This window comes from Nocardioides sp. F233, from assembly GCF_057813895.1.
On sequence record NZ_JBVASH010000006.1, the window covers coordinates 170,066 to 192,197 of the forward strand.

The window sequence follows — 22,132 nt, forward strand, 5'->3', positions numbered from 1 at the left end:
GTCGCGGACGGAACGCTGGAGCGGTGGAGGGACTGGCGGACCGGGGCGTGTCGCTGCCCGGCTCCGGCTACTGCGGAGCGTCGGCGGATTCGGCGGAGTCGGCGACCCCGCAGTAGTCGAGTGCGGTGAGCGCATAGGTCTTCACCGCGGTGACGAGCTGGTGGATCGGCACGTACTCGTCCTCGGCGTGAGCGGTCTTCCCCACGCCGGGTCCGTAGATCACGCCATCGATTCCCTGGGCCGCGGTCCAGGTGATGTCGCAGACCCCGAACATTCCTGACTTCGTCGGTCCCGCTCCGACTTCCACGCCCCCGAGGATCTCGGCGTGCGCGGAGGAGACGGATGCCTCGAGGCCGTGGCCCGATGGTGTCGTGTACGCCGGCCAGTCGAGCTTCCAGTCGAACTCCGGTTCGTTCTCGCGCAGCCACACGTCGCGGCGACATGCCTGACGAACCGTTTCCTCGATCTCCGCGCGTACCTCGCCATTGCTGCGATCCGGGTGATGCAGGACGCAGTAGTCGACCGTCAGCGTGTCGGCCAGGAAGAAGGGGACGTCGATTCCCTTCGGGTTCGCGTTCAGGACCCCCGGCATGATGCAGAAGTGTCCCGGGGCGAACAGGGGATGGCGATCCCGCTCCGCCCACATGTTCTCCAGATCGCGCAGGGCCTGATAGATGACCCAGTACTTGTCGATGGTGTTGACGCCGAGCGCTGCTCCGTCGAGGGTCGGATGAATGGTCCGCCCCCGCCACCCGACGTGAGCGGTCCTGCCCTTGAGGGTCAGGGAGAACCAGAGCAGACCCGGAGCGCTGGTGCTCAGATGGGGTGGTCCGTCGGTCGCGTTGGTGGGCTCGCACACGAGGACGGCGTCCCCGCCGTAGCCGGCATCCAGCACGGCGCTGGTCCCCGCCTCGTGGTCACCGACCTCCTCGCCGACGACGGCCTGCAGGATCAGGTCACCCCGGAGCCTGACGTCTGCCTTGGCCAGGGCCAAGGCAGCGTAGGCAGCCGCGACGGTGCCCCCCTTCATGTCCGTCGCTCCACGCCCGAGAACGGCGTCGTCGGTGATCTGTCCCGAGAACGTGGGCCCCGTCCACAGGTCGGGCTGGAGAGCGGGGACGACGTCGACGTGCCCGTTGAGGACGAGAGTCCGTCCACCACCCGTACCCCGGATCCGGCCGCAGGCATTGTCGCGCCGCCGTTCGGCGGTCACCATCTCGGTCTCGGCGCCGGCCTCACGGTAGAGATCGGCGACCAACGCGCTGACGTCGGACTCGGCGCCGACCAGCCGGTCGTAGTCCTGGCCGGGGTACTTGGGGTTCACCGACGGGATCCTCACCGCGTCCGAAACCGACTGGACGAGCCTGGGCGTAAGCGCGTCGACGGCGTCGAGCACCGCCTTCTTGAGCTGGTCGTCAGACATTCTCGATACTCCTTCGCGACGTGCTGGTCTCGTTGGTGGACTGCCGCCGACCGGGTGCGACGGCGGTCTTGCTCAGGCGACGAGCAGCCTCGGTGACGCGCACCAGGGTCGCGCTGATCCCGCCGGGCGCGAACACGAGGACGGCTATCGTGGCCAGGGCGAAGATGACCGGCCGCCATGCGTCGAGGGCCGCGAGCTGGTTGTCGACCAGGGTCACGACGATCGCCCCGACGACCGGGCCCCAGGTCTGCTTGGTCCCGCCGAGGAAGATCATGCTCAGGCCGAGGGTGACGAAGGTGAAGCTGAACAGGCTCACGTCGGCGACCCGGTAGTAGCTGACGTACATCGCACCCGTGAAGCCTGCCATCGCGCCGGAGATGACGAACGCGATGAGCTGCTGCCGGATGCGGTTGACGCCGCGGCTGCAGGCCAGCTGCTCGTTGTCGCGCAGTGCGACGAGGCTCTGCCCGAACGGGCTCGACATGATCAGCTCGAGGATGATCAGCATCACTGCGACGGAGAGCCCGAGCAACCACAGGTAGCCCAGACCGTCGTTCATCGCCAGGTTGTGGCCGACCAGCGTCATCGCCGGCACTCCGGGCAGCCCGTTCGATCCTCCGGTGAGGTCGGGCAGGGCGAGAACCAGGTGGTAGCAGATCTGGACGAGCACGAAGGTGATCAGCGCGATGTAGATCCCTCGCATCCTGACCACGGGCAGATAGGCCAGGGCACCGATGGCCGCCCCGCACAGGACGGCGAACCCGACGGCCGGCACGGTGGTCCACTCCCACTTGAGGGACGCGATGGCCATCGCGTAGCCCCCGACCCCGAACATGCCGACGTGGGCGAAGTTGAAGATCCCGCCGAACCCCAGGGTGAGGTTCCAGCTCGCGGCGAGCAGTGCGTAGATGAGGGCGGTGGAGACGACCAGCCGGCTGGTCGGCGCGAGGACGACGTACGGCACGGCGAGGGCGAGAGCGACATAGCCGCCCCACCTCAGGAGGAGTCGGAGGTTGGTCATGACGCGCGCCTCCTCACGAGTCCCTCGGGACGTACCAGCATGACGACCACGAGCAGGGCGAACACGGCGACCGGGCTCCACTGCAGGCCGATCCAGTAGCTGGTCGACGCCTCGAGGAGGCCGATCACGTAGGCGCCGACCAGGGTTCCGACCAAGGACGCGGTGCCTCCGAAGACCAGCACGACGAACGCGGTCAGCAGGGGGCCGCTTCCCTTCGTCGGGGTGAGTGTCGTGGTGGTCGCGAAGACGAGGGCACCGGCCGTCGCGAGCCCGGCTGCCACGGCGAAGACCGACATGTAGATGCGACCGGGCCTGATCCCGAGGAGCATCGCCATGTCGCGGTTCTGGGCGACCGCCCGAATGCTCGCCCCCCATCCGGTCCGGTTGACGACGGCGATCAGCGTGCCGACCAGGCCGACGGCCATGAGGAGGGCCACGACCGTGGTCCACCGGACGGCGACACCGGCGACGTCGAAGGTCGCGGTCGTGAGGGCGGGCAGCTGCTTGTTCTGAGGGCCCCACACGATCTGCGCGATCCCTTCGGACGCACTCGCCAGCGCGAGCGTGGCCACCATGACCATCAGGGTCCCGTCCGGGCGGGATGCGAGCGGCCGTACGGCGACCAGCTCCACGAGCGCACCCGCCCCGGCCATGGCGATCGTTGCGAGGACCGTCGCGAGCAGGACCGGAACGCCATGCTCGGTGAGGCTCCAGATCAGGTACCCACCGATGACCAGGGTCGCGCCGTGGGCGTAGTTGAAGACCTGGAGCGTGGACCAGATGAGCGACATTCCCGCGGTGAGGAGTGCGTACATCGAGCCGAGAAGCAAAGCCGACGCCAGGATCGAGACGAGACCCTCAGACATGCGACACCTCCGTCGTCGTATCGGGGCCGCCGGACGGAGTGCTCGACGCTCCGACGTACATGGCCATCATCTGTTCGTGTGTCGGCCTGTTCTCCGTCGTCCCGCTCCCGACGATGCGCCCGAGCTCGATCACGTGCCACTCGTCTGCGAGCCCGAACAGGAAGTCGACGTCGCCGTCGGCGACGAGCAGGGAGAGTCCGGCCTGCCGGACGTCGAGCAGTCTGGTGAGGATCTCGTGGCGGACCTTCGGGGCGAGACCGAGCGTCGGCTCGTCGAGGATGAGGACGCTGGGGTTCGCCATGATGCCCATGCCGATGGCGAGCATCTGTCGCTCCCCGCCCGACATCGTTCCTACGAGCTGGTGACGTCGCTCCGCGACGCGGGGGAAGAGATCCAGCACGAGGCTGAGATTGGTCGCACGCTGCCCGCGTGCCCGGCGGAGCCGGCCGGCCAGGGTGAGGCTCTCGTTCACCGTCAGCTGGGGGAAGAGCATGTCCCCCTGCGGCACGTGCATCAGGCCGCGTTCGACGATCTCGGGAGTCGTGAGCTTCTCGATGCGCTCCCCGTCGAGCTCGACCGTGCCCGACGTGATCGGCCCGAGGCCCGTGATCGCGCGCAGGAGCGTGGTCTTCCCGTGACCGTTGGGCCCGAGGAGAGCGAGCGCCCGGCCGGCGCCGAGCTCGAGCGAGATGCCCTTGACGACCTGGAGCCTCCCGTAGCCGGCGGCGAGCCGGTCGATCGTGAGAGTGCCTGCACCGGCTCTCATGGGCTTGCCTCTCCGAGATAGGCCTCGACGACGCGGGAATCAGCCAGGACGTCCTCGGGGCGCCCGGTGACGAGAACCTCACCGGCGACCATGACGATCATCCGGTCAGCGACACGTCGCAGCAGGCTCAGGACGTGCTCGATGACGACGATGGTCAGGCCGGTCGAGCTGAGGGTCTCGATCAAGGACGCGAGTTCGTCCTGGTCGTGGGCATCGAGGCCGCCGGCCGGTTCGTCCAGCAACAGCACCTGGACGTCGCCCACCAGCGCGCCCGCGATCATCAGCTTCTTCTTCGCGAGAACGCTGATGTCGCCGGCACGGACATCGGCGAGCGCCAGCAGGCCGGTGCGTTCGAGGACCTTCATGGCCTCCCGGCGAACCCCGCGACCGCCCTGGAGGTACGCGGCCGCGAGGCGCGCGTTCTCGTAGACGGTGAGCTCGGGGAAGACCTGATCCGCCTGGAAGGTGCGACGGAGGCCGAGACGGCAGATCCGGTGGCCGGCCAAGCGTTCGATGCGCCGGCCGTCAAGCTCGATCTGCCCTCCGCTGGCGCTGAACGGGACTCCGCTCAGCAGATTGAACAACGTGCTCTTGCCGGCGCCGTTCGGGCCGGCGATCCCCAGCACCTCGGCCTCGTGGACGTCGAAGGTGACCTGGCGGACTGCCTGGTAGCTGTCGAACGAGCGGCTCACCTCGCGAACGCTCAGGAGCACCCGGTCATGCATGGTCATGGTCACGGCGAGTGCCTCACTTGAACCAGGTGGGCTGCTGGAACTCGCCGTCGGCCCACTGCGCAGGGCCGAGGAGCGTGTCACGGCCGTCCTGGATCTCGAAGAACTGCAGCGGCATGCCGTCCTCGTCGTCGGCGACGGCGAGGTGGGTCTGCTGGTCGAACCTAATCGTCCCCATCGCGGTTCCGGACATCACCGTGGTGCCGATCGCCTCGCCGACCGCCTCCTTGTCGAGCGGATCGCCACCGCTGCTCTCGACAGCCTTGGCCCAGAGCATGACCTGCTCGTAGCTCATGACTCCGTAGAGGCCAGGGTCGGTGCCATAGGCGTCCCGGAACTCCTTCAAGAAGTCCTGCGCCGGGGCGTACTTGCTGGACAGGATCGCGCCTGCCGGGAGGTTGTACATGACCCCGTCGGCCGCGTCCCCCGCAAGCTTCTTGTACTCCGGCACGCTGGGCGCGTACTGTGAGAACAGGAGGGCGTTGGTGGGGTTGTCCCGGAACTGGGTCAAGAACTTGACCGCGTTCGCCGTCAGGTAGTCGAGGTTGACGATCACCGACGGATCAGCAGCATGGATCTTGGAGATCTGCGGGGTCCAGTCGTTGACCTCTCCGAAGGGCACGACATCGGGCCCCTCGACCTGCCAGCCCCCGGCCTCGAAGTTCGTGGCAAGGCCGCCGGCGATGTCGTTGGAGTAGGGGTTGTCACTCGACACGATGTAGACGGTCCTGTTGCGCAGCGGGAAGGTGCCATCGGCGTCCCACTGCTCGAGCCGGTTCGGCAGGTCGGTCTTGTAGGCGTCGTAGCTCGGTGCGGTCGACCAGATGCCCGGGTACTTCTCGGGGTCCTTCTCGATGATCTCGGCGGTCTGCGCACTGCCGCCTCCGATCAGGTACGGCATGGTGGCTTCGGCGAGCTGGTCGATCTCGAAGTTCGTCGTGCTGGCGTAGCCCGTGATGACCGCAGCGACCTCGGGGTCAGCGGTCAGCCGCGAGACTGCGGAAGCGACGGCGTCGGCCTTGAGATCCTTGACGTCGGCGGACTCCAGGCTGATCTCATGGCCATTGACCCCACCGCCGGCGTTGAGCTCCTTCACCGCGAGCTCGGCGCCCTGCCGCATCGCCTTGCCGTCGGCAGCGGAAGCGCCGGTGAGCGGCGCCAGGAGACCCAGCTTCACCGAGCCATCGCTCGTCGATCCCCCGTTGCTCGAGGACGGGAGCGAACAGGCCGCGAGTGAGAGGGCGGCCACTGCGGCGGTGACGGTCGCGACTACGCGGGCCGACGGGGACTTGATGGACATCACATCTCCAAAGTGGTCGGTGTTGGAGACAAGTAAGATGCGTTTCAGGTTCCATGTCAAGAGATCATTCTGTAATGTTTCGTTCATGAGGTGCTTCGCCCGAGACCAGGAGTGCTGACCGATGAGGGAGGCACGCTGCTCTGTCGGGACCCTGCAGACGGCACTCGCGCTCGCCTATCCCCGGACGGACCGTCGTCGGATCCTCGCCGGCGGGCCGGCGGGCCTCACGGCGGAGGATGCGCCGGCCCTTCGGACAGCAGTGCAGGATGCGCTGGCGAGCCTCTCCGAGGTGGATCTGACCCGGAGGGCCAATGCCCTCCTCGCGGAGCACGACGCCCAGGTCGCCTTGGTCCGGCACGACATGCTCTCCTGGCACCTGCACGCGACCAGTCGGCGAAGGGGCCGCACCTCGGACGCGATCAGCCAGTTCGCGCTGTCCCTGCTGCTGATCGTCGCGGCCGGTGACCAGGACCGACTCACCAACTGCGCGGACACGACCTGCGACAGCATCGTGTTCGACGCCAGCCGCAACCGCTCACGGCGGTTCTGTTCAACGGCGTGCGGAAACCGGCATGCCGTCGCCGCCTTCCGTGAGCGGCGACGCCAGGAATGAACGCTCGAGCGGCTACGCCGCGACGACGGCGACGACCGCCGCCCGCCGGACCGGGTCCGACCAGCGGCGGGCGGCGCGCCGGATCCGGACAGCCGCGACTGCGAGCAGGACGACCGCAGAGAGGGCAAGCAGGTCGGTTCGGCCGACGCCCGCGAACCCCGCGAGCAGCAGGCCCGACAGCGTCGTGGTGACGGCGAGCCGCAACGAGTAGCCGACCATCGCCAGCGGCGGTGCGGGGGTGGCGCGGGCAGAGCGGAGGTCGACGGCGTGCGGGTGGGCCAGCGACCAGCGCAGCGCGGCCGAGAGGGACTGGGCGACGACCACGAGCAGGGCCAGGACGACGGCCAGCAGCTCGGCGGTCGTGGGCCGGCCGGCCCGGAGCGCACCGAGCAGCAGCGTCGTCGTCCCGGCGCCGGCGAGCACCTCGGTCAGCACGAGCGCCCGGGCGAGCAGCACCGTGTGCGGCGCGACCGGCAACGACTCGCGCCACAGCATCCCGCGACCGTCGAGGCACCACAGGTTCACGCCGAACAGCAGCACGCAGCCGGAGGCCACCAGCCCCGGGAGCAGCACCAGGTTCGACCACGCGAGACCGCCCGCGAGGGCCACCGCACCCGGGGCGAGGGCGAGCAGGTAGGTGCCCCGGCGCAACGGGACGCTGCGCCACACCGACGCCCGGTCGGTACGCCGCAGCAGGGCGAGGTCGGAGCGCGGCAGCGACCGCGGAGCGTGGTCGGCTGTCTCGCGGCGCGCCTCGTCGCGCGGCACCAGGCGGGCGGTCACCACGGCGAGGACCGCACCCGCGGCGACCAGCGGCACGGTGGCCGCGAGCAGGGCCAAGGCGGCCAGCGACTGCGCGGCCGGGCCGTCACCGATCGCCTCCGCGACGAACGGCGCCGGAAGGACACCGAGACCGGCGAGCGGCGCCGCGAACCAGGCGAGAACCCCGCGCCGGCGGAGGTACTCCCCGGCCCAGCCGACAGCCTGCGCCAGCGCGGTCGCCGCGACCAGCCAGGCGACGGCGACCGGGGGCCCGCCGGGTCCCGCGACCGCGGAGGCCAGCCCCAGTAGGCCCCACGCCTGGATCAGCCAGCCCGCGCTGAGCGGGGCGAGCAGCAGCGCGCCGAGGTGGTCGCTCACCGGGCTGATCGGGTGCACGGCGGCCGGGTCCCGGGCGAGCAGCTCGCGACCGCCCCCGCCGGCGATCGCACCGGTCACGGCGACCAGCACGACCGCGACCAGGGCCGGCCTCACGAACCGGTCGAGCTCGTCGGTCGCGACGAGGAGCGGCGGCAGCACCGCGGCGGCCACGGTGACCAGGCCGAGCGCGGCGAGGGCGAGCGCGGCGGCCCGCCGGCGTCGTACCGTCGCGCGGCGGAACCAGAGCAGGTGCCGGACGTCGGCCAGCGCCCGGGAGGTCTCAGGCCAGGAGCGCGCGGTAGGCACGGGCTCCCTCGTCCCCGGCCATGTGGTCGGCGCTGACGGTGGCGACCCGGACCCCGCCGCGCAGCACGGCCACCTCGCTGCAGACCTGGACCGCGAGGTCGCGCAGGTGGGTGGAGACGAGGACCGCGGCACCGCGGGCACGGGCGTCCTCGACGACCGCGAAGGTGGCCTCGACCCCGAGCGGGTCGACACCGTCGAACGGCTCGTCGAGCAGCAGCACCTCCGGCTCGTGCAGCGCGGCGAGCACGACGCTGAGCCGGCGGCCCATGCCGTGGCTGAACCCGGCGGTCACCCGGTGCGCGACGTCGCCGAGGTCGAACTGCTCCAGCAGCCCCCGCGCCCGTGGCTCCCAGCCCTCGAGCCGGCGCAGCCGGGCGCTCAGCTGGAGGTGCTCCCAGGGAGTTGCGCGCGGCACCAGGCCGCCGACGTCGGGGCAGTACCCGACGGACCGCTTCGCCAAGAGCGGCTCGGTGCGCACGTCGTGCCCGGCGACCACGGCCCGCCCCTCCGTCGGCGGTACGACGCCCGCGAGCACCCGCATCGTCGTCGACTTGCCCGCGCCGTTGCGGCCGAGCAGCGCCATCGCCTGCCCCGCCTCGACGCGCAGGTCCACGCCGGCCACCGCCTCGACCGTCCCGAACCGCACCTGCAGCCCGGACACGTCGACAGCAGCGTCCCGCGTGGACAGAGGCTCCCTCCCCGTCACGGTGCTCACTCTGGCGCCGGGCCGGGCCCGGCGCCAGAGCAGTGGGCACAGTCTGGCCGATCGGTCAGCCCGCACCCCCCGTCAGGAGGGGGTCTCCTCCCTCGCGAACACCATGGTCACGTTGCTCGCGAACCAGTCCTGGGCGGCCCACCCCATCCGCGCGGGCGTCTCGCGCGCGGCGGCCAGGGCGGTCGAGGAGAAGGCGCTCGCGTCGGCCAGGTCGTGGAGCACCAGGTGCGTCGCGGGCCGGCTGGACGCGTCGAGCCGCAGCTGGCGGATGCGCAGCCAGGCGGGCTCCTCGAGCAGCATCGGGCCGTGCTCGTCGCGGAACCAGTCGACGAACGCGTCCCGGCGGTCCTCCGGCGCCTCGAACCACAGTGCGGTCAGCAGCGAGCCCGTGACCGCCCCGTCCTGCTGGCGGCCGCCGTAGGCGAGCTGCCCCCGGGCGTGGTCGACGGCCGCCGCGGCGGCCGCGTCGTCGGCGGGGTGGGCACACGCCCAGAGGTCGTCCCCCTCCCCGGTACGGCGGTAGAGCGGCACGTCGTACCTCTGCGCCACCGTGCGGGCGGCGGAGCGGTCGTCGAACAGGCTGAGCTGGACGGCCTGGTCCGCGGTCACGGCTGCACCGCCTCGACTCCGGCACGGGCGCAGTCCTCGTCCTGCTGGGCCGTGCCGCCACCGACGCCGCACGCACCGATGACGACGCCGTCGACGAGGATCGGGAGCGCCCCCTGGCAGTAGATGATGTGCCCGCCCTCGGCCTCCGCGATGCTGGGGAAGATCGGGTGGTGGGCGAGCTCGGCGACGACGCCGCTGGGGCGGGCGAAGGCCGCCGAGGCGACCGCCTTGCCCTGCGCGCCGTAGCCGCCGGCCCAGTGCGCGCCATTCATGCGCTGGAAGGCGACGAGCCGCCCCCCGGCGTCGCAGACCGACACGCTGATCCGGATGCCGAGCTCCTCGGCCTTGGCCTGGGCGGCCACGATGGCCGCGTTCGCGTTCTCGATGGTGAGGGTCATTTCGCTTCTTCTTTCCACACTGGTCACGAAAGGGCGCGGAAGAGCGAGAGCTCCGCGTTGGTCACGTACGGGCGGATCACCGACTTCCAGTCGCCCTCCGCCGAGGCGCGGGCCCAGGCGTCGCTGGTCGGGAGGTCGGGCGAGCTCACGCGGTAGAGCGTCAGGTACTTCTGGATGCCCGGAGCGTCGCGTTCGATCACGTAGCGCTGGACGTCGAGAACGCCGTCGACCTTCGCGATCGCAGGCACGTGCTCGTCGTCGTAGATGCGGTTGAACTCCGCATCCAGGTGCTCGGGAATGTCGATCCTGACGAGCCACAGGTAGTGGTCCGCAGATGTCGCTGTCATGCGCGGAGATCCCTTCTGGAGCCTGTCGGCGCGAGGTCGCGCCGTTGGGCGCAGGCCCGCCAAGAGATAGCGGTCACGGCCGGGGACCGGTCAACTATCACCCCGATAGCGCATCGACGGCTGACCCGCTCCCGGCCGGCAGACCAAGATCGCCGCTGACCCCCGACTCCAAGGACGTGGTGACGTGCAGCTCGCCGAGAAGGTCGACCCCTCCCGGACCGCCCTGCTGATCGTGGACATGCAGAACGACTTCTGCAGTCCCGGCGGCTTCATCGACAGGTCGACCAGCTTCACCCCGGCGATGACCGCCGGCGCGACCGAGCGGATCGCGGCCCTGCGGGAGCGGGCGAGCGAGCTCGGCACGCTCGTGGTCCACGTCGTGTCGCACTTCGACGAGGAGTACCTCAACGCTCCGATGAAGGAGCGGCTGGTCCGGATCGGCGCGGAGCCGTACTGCGTGTCCGGGACCTGGGGTGCGGCGGTGGTCGACGAGCTGACGCCCCGCGTGGACGAGCCCCAGGTCGCCAAGCACACCTACGACGGGTTCCACGCGACCGGCCTGCAGGACCTCCTCGAGGAGCGTGGGATCCGGACCGTCGTCGCCACCGGCCTGGCCACCGACAACTGCGTCGCGGCCACGGCCAAGGGCGCCTACTTCCGCGGGTTCTACGTCGTGATGCCCAGCGATGCCTGCGCCGCCGGCAGCCCGGCCCAGCACGAGGCGGGCCTGCGCACCGCGGGCCACGCGTTCGCCGAGCTGTGCACGACCGACGAGCTGCTTGCGACCTGGGGGTCGCGTCCGTGACCGTCACCGGGGCGGACGATCGACGCCGAGGTGTGTTCCCCGCGCTCGGGTGCGTGACGGACTCGGTCCGGGCATGAGAGCCGTCCACGTCGGCGCGTTCGGCGGCCCGGACACCCTGGAGGCGTGCGAGCTCCCGGTGCCCGCCCCCGGCGCCGGCGAGGTCCTGGTCCGGGTGGCGGCGGCCGGCGTCAACTTCGCCGACCTGCGGATGCGCTCCGGCGCGTACCCGGTCCCTCCCCCGATCCCCTTCGTCCCGGGCTTCGAGCTCAGCGGACACGTCGAGTCGGTCGGACCGGGAGCAGCCGCGCTCGCGCTGGATCCGTGCGTGCTCGAGCCCGGCACCCGTGTCGTCGCCGTCCATGCGGTGGCCGCCTACGCGGAGTACGTCGTCGTCCCGGCCGACATGCTGGTGCCGCTGCCCGAGGGCCTGGACCTGGTCGATGCCGCGGCGATGCCGGTCGCGTACGGCGTCGCATGGATGGCCCTGCACACCCAGGGCGGGCTCCGGCCGCACGAGACGGTCCTGGTGCATGCCGCGGGCAGCGGAGTCGGCCTGGCCGCCGTCCAGCTCGCGGCGGCCGCCGGTGCACGCACCGTCGGGCTGGCCAGCACGCCCCGGAAGGTCGCGATCGCGCGGGACGCGGGCGCGAGCCTCGCCCTCGGGTACGGCGAGCTCTACCCCGGGCAGGAGATCCGGGACGCCGTCGGGTCCGTCGACCTCCTCCTCGACTCCCTGGGTGGCGAGAGCCTCCTCGCCGGGCTGGGCCTGCTCGGGTTCGGCGGGCGGGCCGTCTGCTTCGGACAGGCGAGCGGGTCGCCGGCCGCGCTCGACCTCTACCGGGACCTGATCCCCCGCCAGCTCGAGGTCCTCGGTCTCGCCCGAGGGGCGCTCGTGGACGCGCCCGATCCGGCGATGCGGCGCATCGTCTCGACTGCGGTCGCGCGGGTGCTCGATCTCTGGGGGTCGGGTCGCCTCCCGGGGCCTCTGGTCACCCGGCTCCCCCTCGCCGAGGCGGCCCGGGCACACGTCGCCCTCGCCGACCGCGGCCACTCCGGCAAGATCGTCCTGGTCCCGTAGCCGGGCCGGTCCCTACGAGCAGAGGCCGGCGGCTGCGCGATCGTCGTCGGACAGCCCGCCCGAGGAGTCGGGGGTGGCGGGGCCGCTCGGCGAGCCGGATGCGGACCCCGACGGCGACCCCGAGGACGATCCCGAGGGCGACTCCGACGCGGAGCCGGAGGGCGCTCCGGACGCGGACCCTGACGCCGAACCCGAGCCGGACGGGGACTCCCCGGCACTCAGCGCCTGGTCGAGGAACTCCTTGGTGAGCGGCTGGTCGTCGATGACCAGCTGCCACAGCCGCTCCACCGAGGGCAGCCACTCGACGCCACCGCTGATCTTGTCGGTGTCGAGGGTCCACGGTGTGGTGATGAACCTGATGTCGCCGGCGTCGATGCCCTGGGCGCTGGCCGCGACCTTGGCCATCGCGGCGACGGACTTGAAGTCGGTCTGCAGCTCGGTGGTCGCGGCGCTGATGAAGCTCGCCACCTTGTCCGGTCGGGCGAGCATCCCGCCGGTCAGCGCCTTGTCGATCATCGCGCCGATCAGGGCCTGCTGGCGCCGGGTCCGGTACGGGTCGATGCCGCCGCTGATGCCGTAGCGCACCCGGGCGTACGCGAGCGCCTCGGTGCCGTCGACCTCGCGGGTGCCGGCGTCGAGGTGGATGTTGCCGGTGGTGTCGTCGATCTCCTCGGGGACGCAGATCTCGACGCCGTCGAGCGCATCGACCATGTCCTTGAACTGGTTGAAGTCGACGACGACGAACTTGTCGACGTGGATCCCGGTGAGCTGCTCGAGCTGTTGGCGGGTGCAGCCGGGACCGCCGACGGCGTACGCCGCGTTCCACTTCTCGTAGGCCGTCGCGGCCGGGATCTCGCTGCCGTCGGCCTCGTAGCAGGCCGGTCGCATCACCGCGGTGTCGCGCGGGATCGAGATGCCGTAGGCGAACTCGCGGTCGGCCGAGAGGTGGAACAGGATCGTGGTGTCCGACAGCCCGCCACCGGCCTCGCCGTCGATCTTGCACCCGTCGCAGCTGCGGCTGTCGGTGCCCATCACCAGGATGTTGAGGGCCCTGGTCTTCTTCTTCGGGCGGTTCTTGCCGACGACGTCCGGGTGCTGGAGGTTGCCGTTCCAGTTCTCGTAGGCGAGCACCACGCCCAGCCCGGTCAGCAGCCCCAGCGCCAGCAGGCTCGCCACGATGACCCGGAGCACCGTACGCCCGGGCCGCGCCTCCCTACGCCGGCCTCCCATGTGCGGAAACGTACCGGGCCGGGCCGAACGGAGTGCTCCGTTCGGCCCGGCCCGGCGTGCCGTTCTCGGTGAGTCAGGCTGCGATCAGGCGGGGAAGCCCTGGCCCGACGCGGCCAGCTCCCGCAGCCACGGGGTGGCCTGGAAGCGGTCGCCGTACTTCGCGGCGAGCTCGTCGGCCCGCGCCAGGAAGGCGGTGAGACCGATCGTCCCGTCCGGGCCCTCGTAGCCGGTCATGAACTGGGCGGCACCACCGGTGTTGGGCGGGAAGCCGATGCCCATGATCGAGCCGATGTTCGCGGCAGCCGCCGAGGTGATCACGCCCTCCTCGAAGGTCTTCGCGGTCTCGAGCGCCTCGGCGAAGAGCATCCGGTCGCGGATGTCCTCGATCGGCGGCTGCTCCGTCGCGACCGGGAAGAGGTCGGCGAGGCCGGCCCAGATGGAGCCGCGCTTGCCGTCCTCGTAGTCGTAGAAGCCGGCGCCGCGCAGGCGACCGGCACGACCGGCCTCCAGCATCTTGGTGACCACGACCTGACCCGGGTGCAGCGGCACGTCGGGGTTGGCCTCGGCGGTCGCCTTGGCGATCTTGGCCATCAGCTCGAGGTTGAGCTCGTCGGAGAGCTGGAGCACCGGAGCCGGGTAGCCGGCGGAGGTGGTGGCCCGCTCGATGGAGTACGGCGCCACGCCCTCGGCGAGCATCGCCATGCCCTCGTTGACCATGTAGCCGATGACGCGCGAGGTGTAGAAGCCCCGGCTGTCGTTGACGACGATCGGGGTCTTCTTGATGAACTGGGTCAGGTCGAACGCCTTGGCCAGCGCGGCCTCGTCTGTCTTCTCACCGGTGATGATCTCGACCAGCGGCATCTTGTCGACCGGCGAGAAGAAGTGCAGGCCGATGAAGTCGGCCGGACGCTCGACACCCTCGGCGAGCACCGTGATCGGCAGCGTCGAGGTGTTGGAGCACAGCACCGCGTCGGCGTTGATGTGCGGCATGATCTCGGCGAAGACCTTGGCCTTGAGCGCCGGGTCCTCGAAGACCGCCTCGATCACCGTGTCGCAGCCGGCAAGGTCCTCGGGCTTGTCGGTGGCCGTGATCCGGTTGAGGATCGCGTCCGCCTTCTCCTGCGTGAGCTTGCCGCGGGAGACCGCCTTCTCGTTGAGCTGGGCGGTGTAGGCCTTGCCCTTCTCGGCGTTCTCGACCGAGACGTCCTTGAGCACGACCTCGGCGCCGTTGCGCGCGTAGACGTAGGCGATGCCGGCGCCCATCATGCCGGCGCCGAGCACTGCGACCTTCTTGGGCACGAACCGCTCGTGGCCCGCGGGACGCTGCGAGCCGGAGTTGATCGCCTGCAGGTCGAAGAAGAACGCCTGGATCATGTTCTTGGCGCCCTGGTTGACGACCAGGTTGGTGAAGTAGCGGGTCTCGATCCGCGAGGCGGTGTCGAAGTCGACCGAAGCGCCCTCGACCGCGGCCGAGAGGATCGCGCGCGGTGCCGGGTAGTCGGCACCCTTGAGCTGCTTGCGCAGCAGGGCCGGGAAGGCGGGCAGGAAGCCGGCCAGGGCCGGGGACTTCGGGTTGCCGCCGGGCATCTTGTAGCCGGGGGCGTCCCACGGGTTCTGGGCAGCCTCGGGGTTGGCCTTCAGCCACGCCTTGGCGGCCGGGAGCAGCTCCTCCTGGGTGGCGACGAGCTCGTCGACGAGGCCCTTCTTCAGCGCGGTCTGCGGGTTGAACTGGGTGCCCTGGAGCAGCACGTCCATCAGCGCGGACTGCAGGCCGAACTTGCGCACGGCACGGGTCACGCCGCCGCCGCCCGGAAGCAGGCCGAGGGTGACCTCGGGCAGGCCGATCTTGATCCGGGAGTCGTCGACGACGATCCGGTGCTGCGTGGCGAGGGTGATCTCGTAGCCACCGCCGAGCGCGGCGCCGTTGATCGCGGCCACGACCGGCTTCGGGAACAGCTCGAGGCGGCGCAGGCTGCTCTTGACCCGCTCGGCCATGGCGAACAGCGTCGGGGCGTCGGCCGGGGTGGCGGTCGCCATGTTCTTCAGGTTGCCGCCGGCGAAGAAGGTCTTCTTGGCCGAGGCGATCACCACGCCGGTGATGTCGTCCTGCTCGGCGTACAGGCGCTCGACGGCGCCCTCCATCGAGGACAGGTACAGCTCGTTCATGGTGTTGGCGCTGGCGGTCGGGTCGTCCAGCGTGAGGGTGACGATGCCGTCGGCGTCACGGTCGTAGCGCACGGCTGTCTGGGTGTCGGTGCTCAATGTCGTTCCTGTTCTGGGTCTCTGGGTGCGGTACGGCGTCAGACGCGCTCGACGATCGTGGCGATGCCCATGCCGCCGCCGACGCAGAGCGTGGCGAGGCCGCGGCGCAGGTCGCGCCGCTCGAGCTCGTCGATCAGGGTGCCGAGGATCATCGCGCCGGTGGCACCGAGCGGGTGGCCCATGGCGATCGCACCGCCGTTGACGTTGGTGATGTCGTGGCTGATGCCCATGTCGCGCATGAACCGCATCGCGACGGCGGCGAACGCCTCGTTGATCTCGAACAGGTCGATGTCGCCGACCTCGAGCCCGGCCTTGGCCAGCGCCTTGCGGGCGGCCGGGGCCGGTCCGGTCAGCATGATGATCGGGTCCGCACCGGAGACCGCGGTGGCGATGATGCGGGCGCGCGGGGTCAGGCCGAGGTCCTTGCCGACCTGCTCGTTGCCGATCAGGGTGAGCGCGGAGCCGTCGACGATGCCCGAGCTGTTGCCGGCGTGGTGGACGTGGTTGATCTTCTCGAGCCAGTGGTACTTCTCGAGCGCGACGTCGTCGAAGCCGGCGTCGGCACCGAGCTGGGCGAAGGACGGCTTGAGGCCGGCGAGGCCCTCGACGGAGGTGTCGGGGCGGACGGTCTCGTCGCGGTCGAGGACGGTCAGGCCGTTGATGTCCTTGACCGGCACGATCGCGCCGTCGAAGTAGCCGTTGGCCTGGGCCTTGGCGGCGCGGTGGTGGGACTCGGCGGCGAACGCGTCGACGTCCTCGCGGCTCCAGCCCTCGATGGTGGCGATCAGGTCGGCACCGATGCCCTGCGGCACGAAGCCCGCCTTGAACGCGGTGGCCGGGTCGGACGCCCAGGCGCCACCGTCGGAGCCCATGGGCACGCGGCTCATGGACTCGACGCCGCCCGCGATGATCAGGTCCTCGAACCCGCCGCGGACGCGGCCGGCGGCCTGGTTGACGGCCTCGAGGCCCGAGGCGCAGAAGCGGTTGAGCTGGACACCGGCGACGGTGTCCGGGAGACCGGCCGCGATGGCCACGGTCTTCGCGATGTCGCCACCCTGGTCGCCGATCGGGGAGACGACGCCGAGCACGATGTCGTCGATCCGGTTCGGGTCGAGGCCCGGGTTGCGCTCCTGCACGGCGTCGACGAGGCCGACCGCGAGGTCGACCGGCTTCACCTCGTGGAGGGAGCCGTTGGCCTTGCCCCGGCCGCGCGGCGTGCGGAGGTGGTCGTACACGAATGCTTCTGCCATGACCGTCCTTGTTTCTGTACGGGAGAGGTGTCTCTGTGGTCGATTGTGACACTATTACTGTCATGGTCAAGAGCGAGGGGCCCGCGGACGGTGTGACGCACGACGCATCCGGGGGCGACCCGCAGGAGGAGCTGCTCACCCTCGAGGAGCTCACCGCGCGGGTCGGGCTGACCGTGCGCACGGTGCGCTTCTACACGTCCCGGGGCCTGGTCCCGCCGCCGATCCGCCGCGGCCGGTCGGGCTACTACTCCGCCGCCCACCTGGCCCGGATCGAGCTGGTGCTGGAGCTGCAGAGCCACGGGTTCACGCTGTCCGCGATCGAGCGGTACGTCGCCGGCATCCCCGAGGACGCCACCCCCGAGGACATCACCCTGGCCCGCACCATGCTCGCGCCCTGGCAGTCCGACCTGCCCGTCGAGATGGATCGCGAGCAGCTGGAGAAGAAGGCCGGGCGCGCGCTCTCGACCGACGACATCGCCACACTGCAGGCGCTCGGCGTGCTGCGGATCCGCGGGACGTCGTACCTCGTCGCGAGCAACCAGCTCTCCATCGGCATGCGCCTGCTCGAGCTCGGCTTCCCGCGCGAGGTCGCCGCCGCGGCCGCCGCGGTCTACCAGGAGCACGGCGAGCAGATGGCCAAGGAGCTCTACGAGGTCATCAACGACAAGCTCGCCCCGCTGTACGGCGACGCCACGACCTCCGAGCACTTCCGCGAGATCATGGAGCGCCTCAAGCCGCTCTCGGTCGGCGGCCTGGTGTCGGCGTACGAGTCGGCGGTCGCCCGCGCGGCCCGCACCCCCCGCCGCCGCTGACCCGGCTCGAACTGGCCCCGGAATTGCGTCGACCCGGCAGAAACTGGCACTGGAATTGCGTCGACCCGGCAGAAGTTTCTGCCGGGTCGACGCGGATTCGAAGCCAGTTTGTGCCGGGTCAGCGGCGACCGGAGCTGAAGCCGGCGGCACTGTGGTTGCCGCCCGAGCCGGAGCCCGCGCCGGCGCCACGCGAGCGCGACCGGCCACGGTTGCCGCCGGAGCGCTGACCGGCGGGCTTCGCAGCACCCTGGCCCGAGCGGGCCTGGCCGCCCTGGCCGCCGGAGCGCTGGCCATTGGCCCCGCCCTGACCGCCGGGCTTCTTCGCCGCGGGCTTCTTGGCGCCGGAGCGACGACGACCGCCACCACCGTTGCCACCACCGTTGCCGCCGCCCTGCGGGCTGGCCGGGGTGAGGTCGATGCCGCCCGGGCGGGAGCGCTCGCCGGGGGCGAGGTCCTGGAGCACCGGGTGGTCGGGGCCCTGGATCCGGGTGGTGGTCGGCGTGATGCCGGCCGCCTTGGTCAGCGCCCGGACGTCGCCGCGCTGCTCGCTGGTCATCAGGGTGATCACGGTGCCCGCGGCGCCGGCGCGCGCCGTACGGCCCGAGCGGTGCAGGTAGGCCTTGTGCTCGGCCGGCGGGTCGGCGTGGACGACCAGGGAGACGTCGTCGACGTGGATGCCGCGGGCGGCGATGTCGGTGGCGACGAGGGTGGTCGCCGTACCGCTGTGGAAGGCGTCCATGTTGCGGGTGCGCGCACCCTGGCTGAGGTTGCCGTGGAGGTCGACGGCGGGCACGCCGTTCTTGTTGAGCTGGCGGGCCAGCGCCTTGGCGCCGTGCTTGGTGCGCGTGAAGACGACCGTGCGGCCGGGCGCGCTGACCAGGTCGAGCAGGACGGGCAGCCGCTGCTCGCGCTCGACGTGGAGCACGTGGTGGTCCATCTTCGTGACCGGCGACTGGGCCGAGTCGGCCTGGTGCACGGCCGGGTCGACGAGGAAGCGCTTGACCAGGACGTCGATCGCGTTGTCGAGCGTCGCGGAGAACAGCATCCGCTGGCCGCCCTTGGGCGTCTGGTCGAGCAGGCGGCGTACGGCGGGCAGGAAACCGAGGTCGGCCATGTGGTCGGCCTCGTCCAGCACGGTGACGCGGACGTCGGCGAGGCTGACGTGGCCCTGGCCGATCAGGTCCTCGAGCCGGCCGGGGCAGGCGATGAGGATGTCGACGCCGTCGCGCAGCGCGTTGACCTGCGGGCCCTGGCCGACGCCGCCGAAGACGGTGGTGGTGCGCAGGCCGACGGCCTTGGCGAGCGGGGCGACGGTGGCCGCGATCTGGCTCGCGAGCTCACGGGTGGGCGCCAGGACGAGGGCGCGCGGGCGCTTCGGCGCCGGGCGACGGCGCTCGCCCTCGGAGGCGAGGCGCGCCACGAGCGGGATGCCGAAGGCGTAGGTCTTGCCCGAGCCGGTGCGTCCGCGGCCGAGCACGTCGCGGCCCTTCAGCGAGTCGGGCAGGGTCGCGGCCTGGATCGGCGTGGGGATGGTGATCCCGTCGGCCGTCAGGACCTCGAGCAGGGCAGAGGGCACGCCGAGATCGGCGAAGGTGGTGGTCACTTGTTTCTCTCCGGGGACCGCAGCACGCGTCGGCGCGTTCCCCTCATGGGCGTCTCGCCGTGCTGCCCCGTCCGGTGACGGGGCGGTGAAGCGGTGCCTCAGGTGAGGGGCGCGTCCGCGGGCGGTGCGCCGGGATCCGGGGCAAGACTGGCCGGATCGGTGACTCCACCTTAGGGGTCACCGGTCCGGCGTGCTCAATCCCCAGCCGCGGTCACGACGTGATCTGCACCGCAGCGCCGCGCTCGATCAGCCCGTCGACGTCCTTGACGCCCCAGGCCTCGAGCGCCTCACGGGTGTGCGCACCGGCGCCGGGGGCCGGCGGGTGCGACAGCGTCGCCCTCGTGCGGGAGAACCGCGGCGCGGGCTGCGGCTGCACGAGGCCCTCGTGCTCGACGAAGATCTCGCGACCCTTGATGTGCGGGTGGTCCTTCGCCTCGCTCATCCGCAGGATCGGCGCCACGCAGGCGTCGGTGCCGTCGAAGATCGCGCACCACTCGTCGCGGGTCTTCTGCTTGAACGTCGAGGTGATCAGGTCGCGCAGCTCGTCGGTCTTGGCGACGTCCCAGCGGTCCGGCGCGGTGTCCTTGATGCCGAGCAGCTCGACGAACAGGTCGTAGAACTGCGGCTCCAGCGCGCCCACGGACATGTGCTCGCCGTCGGCGGTCTCGTAGATGTCGTAGTACGGCGCGCCGCCGTCGAGCAGGTTGGCCGCCCGCTCCTCCTTGAACCCGCCACCGGCGAGGAAGGCGGAGGTCATCGCGTTGAGGTTCGCCGTACCGTCGACGATCGCGGCGTCGACGACCTGGCCCTGGCCGGACGCCTTCGCCTCGAAGACCGCGGCGAGGATCCCGATGACGAGGTACGTCGACCCGCCACCGAAGTCGCCGACGAGGTTGGTCGGGAACTGGGGCTTGTCCTTGACCTGGCCCAGGCCGTGGAGCGTGCCGGTGATGGCGATGTAGTTCATGTCGTGGCCGGCCGCCTGCGACCAGGGGCCGTCCTGGCCCCAGCCGGTCATCCGGCCGTAGACCAGCCGCGGGTTGCGGGCGTGGCAGTCCTCGGGGCCGAAGCCGAGCCGCTCGGCGACGCCGGGGCGCATGCCCTCGACGAGGACGTCGGCCTGCTCGACCAGGTCCAGCACGGTCGCGACCGCCTCGGGGTCCTTGAGGTTGAGCGCGACGCTGGGGCGGCCGCGGTTGAGCAGGTCGTGCGAGCCGCCGGTCAGCATCTGCCCGCCCGGGCGCTCCACCCGGATCACGTCGGCGCCCAGGTCGGCCAGGATCATGCAGGCGTGCGGGCTGGGCCCGATACCGGCGATCTCGACGACCTTGAGGCCCTTGAGCGGACCGGTTCCCTGACCCAGCGCGAACGTCATGCGCGCATCATGGCACGGAAAGTGACAGTGATGCTGTCACGATTACCTACTGTCCAGTAGGCCTGCCCGCTTCACCACGGGATGTAGGCGAATGGCCACTTCCCCGGCCGAGTTCCACTACAGATGCTCCGGCTCAGCTACATACCGTGATGAATCCGCGGCCAACGACGAGCTAGGGGTCAGCCGGGGTTGACGATCCTCGCCAGCTCGAAATGCATCGGGTCGGTGTAGGCCCAGTCGCCGCCCCAGGCGAAGCCCCACTTCTTGAAGATCGCGACGATGACCCGGTCCATCTGGCCGACCGTGCCGCGCTGGTTGCCCGGCACGTTGAGGTCGAGCGCCAGGCCGAAGGAGTGGTTGGACAGCTGCGTGGAGCCGGCGATGAAGCGCGGGTAGTAGCAGCCGGCGTACTCGCCGGGGTGGATCTTGTCGGCCAGCTTGCTGGTGACGATCTCGGCGAGCGCTGCCTTGAGCTGGGGCATCAGGTACTTGTTGCAGGTGACCGAGCCGAGGATCGGCACCACCTCGGTCACGATGTGGGCCTTCACCCACGCCGGGTCGGGGGCAATCCGGCCGCCGCCGATCGGCGTGTAGCGGAAGACGCCGACTGCGTCGCTGAACGCACCGACCGGGATCGCCTGCTGGTAGGTGCCGGGGTCGATGCCGCTCTGGGCGACGATGTCGAGCGCGCTGATCGAGAACCGGTCCTTGCCGAACGCGTTCTCGATCTTCTTGCGCACCACCTGCGGGGAGGAGAGGCCGGTGTTGATCAGCACCGCGTTGCCCTCGGGCAGGCCGAGCGCGTCGCCCCACTTGGCATTGACGACAGCGTCGACGCCGTCGACCCCGCCCGGGAAGAGCGCGCCGATGTGGATCTTCTCCTCGTCGACCGCGAGGTAGCCCTTGCTGTCGGGGACCAGGTCCTTCTCGAGGGTCTTGGGGATCGCGACCTCGCCGCCGGCGATCCGGTCCCACTGCTCCTGGAAGGTCGCCGAGCCGTTCCCCGTGAAACGTCGGTAGTCGCCCGGGTCGACGGCCGCGATGTTGAACAGCTTGTTCTCGACCGAGAACTGGCCGTAGGAGAGCTGGGTGTACGCCGCGACGCCCTTCTTGCCCCGCACCGTCACGCCGGTGATGGTGGCCAGGTCGTCCTTGGAGAGCGTGTCCTGCGAGACGAGGAGCAGGTCGTCGCCGTACTGCTTGCCGTCGAAGGGTCCGGGCGGCGCCACCGCGTGCGCCGGGTCGGCCACCGGGGTGGTCGGGTCGGAGCTCGCCGTGGCGGTGGTGCTGGCCGCAGCCTCGCTCGGGTCGGCCTTGGGGTCCTTCTCCGCACCCTGCGGCGTGCCGCAGGCGGCCAGGGCGAGGAGGGCAGCACCCGCTGCGAGCCCGGCCGTCGGCCGGGCCCTCAGGGCGCGTCGCACCAACCCCATGGACCACTTCCCTCCGCCGGGACCTCCCGGCATCTCCCGAGGCGAAGGGTAG

Annotated in this window: 21 protein-coding genes; 4 read left to right on the forward strand and 17 right to left on the reverse strand. The window is 70.9% G+C overall.

All coding sequences use genetic code 11. From position 1 onward, the window contains the following. Positions 1-67 precede the first annotated feature (67 nt). From ACZYRU_RS21685 to ACZYRU_RS21710, 6 genes are read right to left on the reverse strand one after another with little or no spacing between them, the layout of a single operon-like run. Entirely contained in the window at positions 68-1,423 is a 1,356-nt protein-coding gene (locus ACZYRU_RS21685; protein WP_488959173.1) for an ArgE/DapE family deacylase, read from the reverse strand. Beyond that, positions 1,416-2,444: a branched-chain amino acid ABC transporter permease gene (locus ACZYRU_RS21690; protein WP_488959174.1), complete on the reverse strand. Its 1,029-nt coding sequence runs from the start codon at positions 2,442-2,444 to the stop codon at positions 1,416-1,418. Before ACZYRU_RS21690 ends, ACZYRU_RS21685 begins: the two co-directional genes overlap by 8 nt. Then, positions 2,441-3,310, reverse strand: a complete 870-nt coding sequence (locus ACZYRU_RS21695; RefSeq protein ID WP_488959175.1) for a branched-chain amino acid ABC transporter permease — start codon at positions 3,308-3,310, stop codon at positions 2,441-2,443. Before ACZYRU_RS21695 ends, ACZYRU_RS21690 begins: the two co-directional genes overlap by 4 nt. Beyond that, positions 3,303-4,076: an ABC transporter ATP-binding protein gene (locus ACZYRU_RS21700; RefSeq protein ID WP_488959176.1), complete on the reverse strand. Its 774-nt coding sequence runs from the start codon at positions 4,074-4,076 to the stop codon at positions 3,303-3,305. The genes ACZYRU_RS21695 and ACZYRU_RS21700 overlap by 8 nt, the downstream gene beginning before the upstream one ends. Next, a complete protein-coding gene (locus ACZYRU_RS21705) occupies positions 4,073-4,807 on the reverse strand; it encodes an ABC transporter ATP-binding protein (RefSeq protein WP_488959373.1) in 735 nt (244 codons plus the stop codon). The genes ACZYRU_RS21700 and ACZYRU_RS21705 overlap by 4 nt, the downstream gene beginning before the upstream one ends. A gap of 16 nt (positions 4,808-4,823) precedes the next feature. Continuing rightward, positions 4,824-5,984 carry an ABC transporter substrate-binding protein gene (locus ACZYRU_RS21710; protein ID WP_179728663.1) on the reverse strand — a complete coding sequence of 387 codons (1,161 nt, stop codon included), beginning with the start codon at positions 5,982-5,984 and terminating at the stop codon, positions 4,824-4,826. A gap of 244 nt (positions 5,985-6,228) precedes the next feature. Between ACZYRU_RS21710 and ACZYRU_RS21715 the strand changes: the two genes are divergently transcribed. Continuing rightward, positions 6,229-6,720 carry a CGNR zinc finger domain-containing protein gene (locus ACZYRU_RS21715; protein WP_179728662.1) on the forward strand — a complete coding sequence of 164 codons (492 nt, stop codon included), beginning with the start codon at positions 6,229-6,231 and terminating at the stop codon, positions 6,718-6,720. Positions 6,721-6,732: 12 nt separating this feature from the next. On the opposite strand, the gene ACZYRU_RS21720 is transcribed toward ACZYRU_RS21715, so the two are convergent. The 5 genes from ACZYRU_RS21720 to ACZYRU_RS21740 form a co-directional block, all read right to left on the reverse strand. Next, the gene (locus ACZYRU_RS21720; protein WP_488959177.1) at positions 6,733-8,166 is read right to left on the reverse strand and encodes a hypothetical protein; all 1,434 of its coding nucleotides are present in this window, start codon (positions 8,164-8,166) and stop codon (positions 6,733-6,735) included. After that, positions 8,141-8,872 (reverse strand): ABC transporter ATP-binding protein, encoded by a 732-nt coding sequence (locus ACZYRU_RS21725; RefSeq protein WP_488959178.1) that lies wholly within the window; start codon positions 8,870-8,872, stop codon positions 8,141-8,143. Before ACZYRU_RS21725 ends, ACZYRU_RS21720 begins: the two co-directional genes overlap by 26 nt. A gap of 81 nt (positions 8,873-8,953) precedes the next feature. Next, positions 8,954-9,490 (reverse strand): hypothetical protein, encoded by a 537-nt coding sequence (locus ACZYRU_RS21730; protein ID WP_488959179.1) that lies wholly within the window; start codon positions 9,488-9,490, stop codon positions 8,954-8,956. Further along, a complete protein-coding gene (locus ACZYRU_RS21735) occupies positions 9,487-9,888 on the reverse strand; it encodes a GlcG/HbpS family heme-binding protein (RefSeq protein WP_488959180.1) in 402 nt (133 codons plus the stop codon). The genes ACZYRU_RS21730 and ACZYRU_RS21735 overlap by 4 nt, the downstream gene beginning before the upstream one ends. A gap of 23 nt (positions 9,889-9,911) precedes the next feature. After that, complete coding sequence (locus ACZYRU_RS21740; RefSeq protein ID WP_488959181.1) at positions 9,912-10,235, reverse strand: hypothetical protein; 324 nt, start codon at positions 10,233-10,235, stop codon at positions 9,912-9,914. A gap of 184 nt (positions 10,236-10,419) precedes the next feature. On the opposite strand from ACZYRU_RS21740, the gene ACZYRU_RS21745 reads away from it, so the two are divergent. Both ACZYRU_RS21745 and ACZYRU_RS21750 read left to right on the forward strand, forming a co-directional pair. Next, positions 10,420-11,040: a cysteine hydrolase family protein gene (locus ACZYRU_RS21745; RefSeq protein WP_488959182.1), complete on the forward strand. Its 621-nt coding sequence runs from the start codon at positions 10,420-10,422 to the stop codon at positions 11,038-11,040. Between the two features lie 73 nt (positions 11,041-11,113). Then, positions 11,114-12,118, forward strand: coding sequence for a quinone oxidoreductase family protein (locus tag ACZYRU_RS21750; protein WP_488959183.1), 1,005 nt, complete (start codon positions 11,114-11,116; stop codon positions 12,116-12,118). 12 nt (positions 12,119-12,130) lie between these two features. Here the strand turns inward: ACZYRU_RS21750 and ACZYRU_RS21755 are convergent, their stop codons facing one another. The 3 genes from ACZYRU_RS21755 to ACZYRU_RS21765 form a co-directional block, all read right to left on the reverse strand. Continuing rightward, positions 12,131-13,348, reverse strand: a complete 1,218-nt coding sequence (locus ACZYRU_RS21755; RefSeq protein WP_488959184.1) for an LCP family protein — start codon at positions 13,346-13,348, stop codon at positions 12,131-12,133. An 84-nt stretch (positions 13,349-13,432) separates the two neighbouring features. Continuing rightward, positions 13,433-15,610, reverse strand: coding sequence for a 3-hydroxyacyl-CoA dehydrogenase NAD-binding domain-containing protein (locus tag ACZYRU_RS21760; RefSeq protein WP_488959185.1), 2,178 nt, complete (start codon positions 15,608-15,610; stop codon positions 13,433-13,435). 38 nt (positions 15,611-15,648) lie between these two features. Then, positions 15,649-16,860: an acetyl-CoA C-acetyltransferase gene (locus ACZYRU_RS21765; RefSeq protein ID WP_488959186.1), complete on the reverse strand. Its 1,212-nt coding sequence runs from the start codon at positions 16,858-16,860 to the stop codon at positions 15,649-15,651. Between the two features lie 62 nt (positions 16,861-16,922). Here ACZYRU_RS21765 and ACZYRU_RS21770 point away from each other — a divergent pair, with 62 nt between their 5' ends. Continuing rightward, entirely contained in the window at positions 16,923-17,672 is a 750-nt protein-coding gene (locus tag ACZYRU_RS21770) for a MerR family transcriptional regulator (RefSeq protein ID WP_488959187.1), read from the forward strand. Between the two features lie 118 nt (positions 17,673-17,790). On the opposite strand, the gene ACZYRU_RS21775 is transcribed toward ACZYRU_RS21770, so the two are convergent. From ACZYRU_RS21775 to ACZYRU_RS21785, 3 genes are all read right to left on the reverse strand, one after another. Then, positions 17,791-19,275, reverse strand: coding sequence for a DEAD/DEAH box helicase (locus ACZYRU_RS21775; RefSeq protein WP_488959188.1), 1,485 nt, complete (start codon positions 19,273-19,275; stop codon positions 17,791-17,793). Between the two features lie 211 nt (positions 19,276-19,486). Then, positions 19,487-20,650 carry a CaiB/BaiF CoA transferase family protein gene (locus tag ACZYRU_RS21780; protein ID WP_488959189.1) on the reverse strand — a complete coding sequence of 388 codons (1,164 nt, stop codon included), beginning with the start codon at positions 20,648-20,650 and terminating at the stop codon, positions 19,487-19,489. 179 nt (positions 20,651-20,829) lie between these two features. Next, positions 20,830-22,080: a M15 family metallopeptidase gene (locus ACZYRU_RS21785; RefSeq protein ID WP_488959190.1), complete on the reverse strand. Its 1,251-nt coding sequence runs from the start codon at positions 22,078-22,080 to the stop codon at positions 20,830-20,832. Positions 22,081-22,132: the final 52 nt, after the last annotated feature.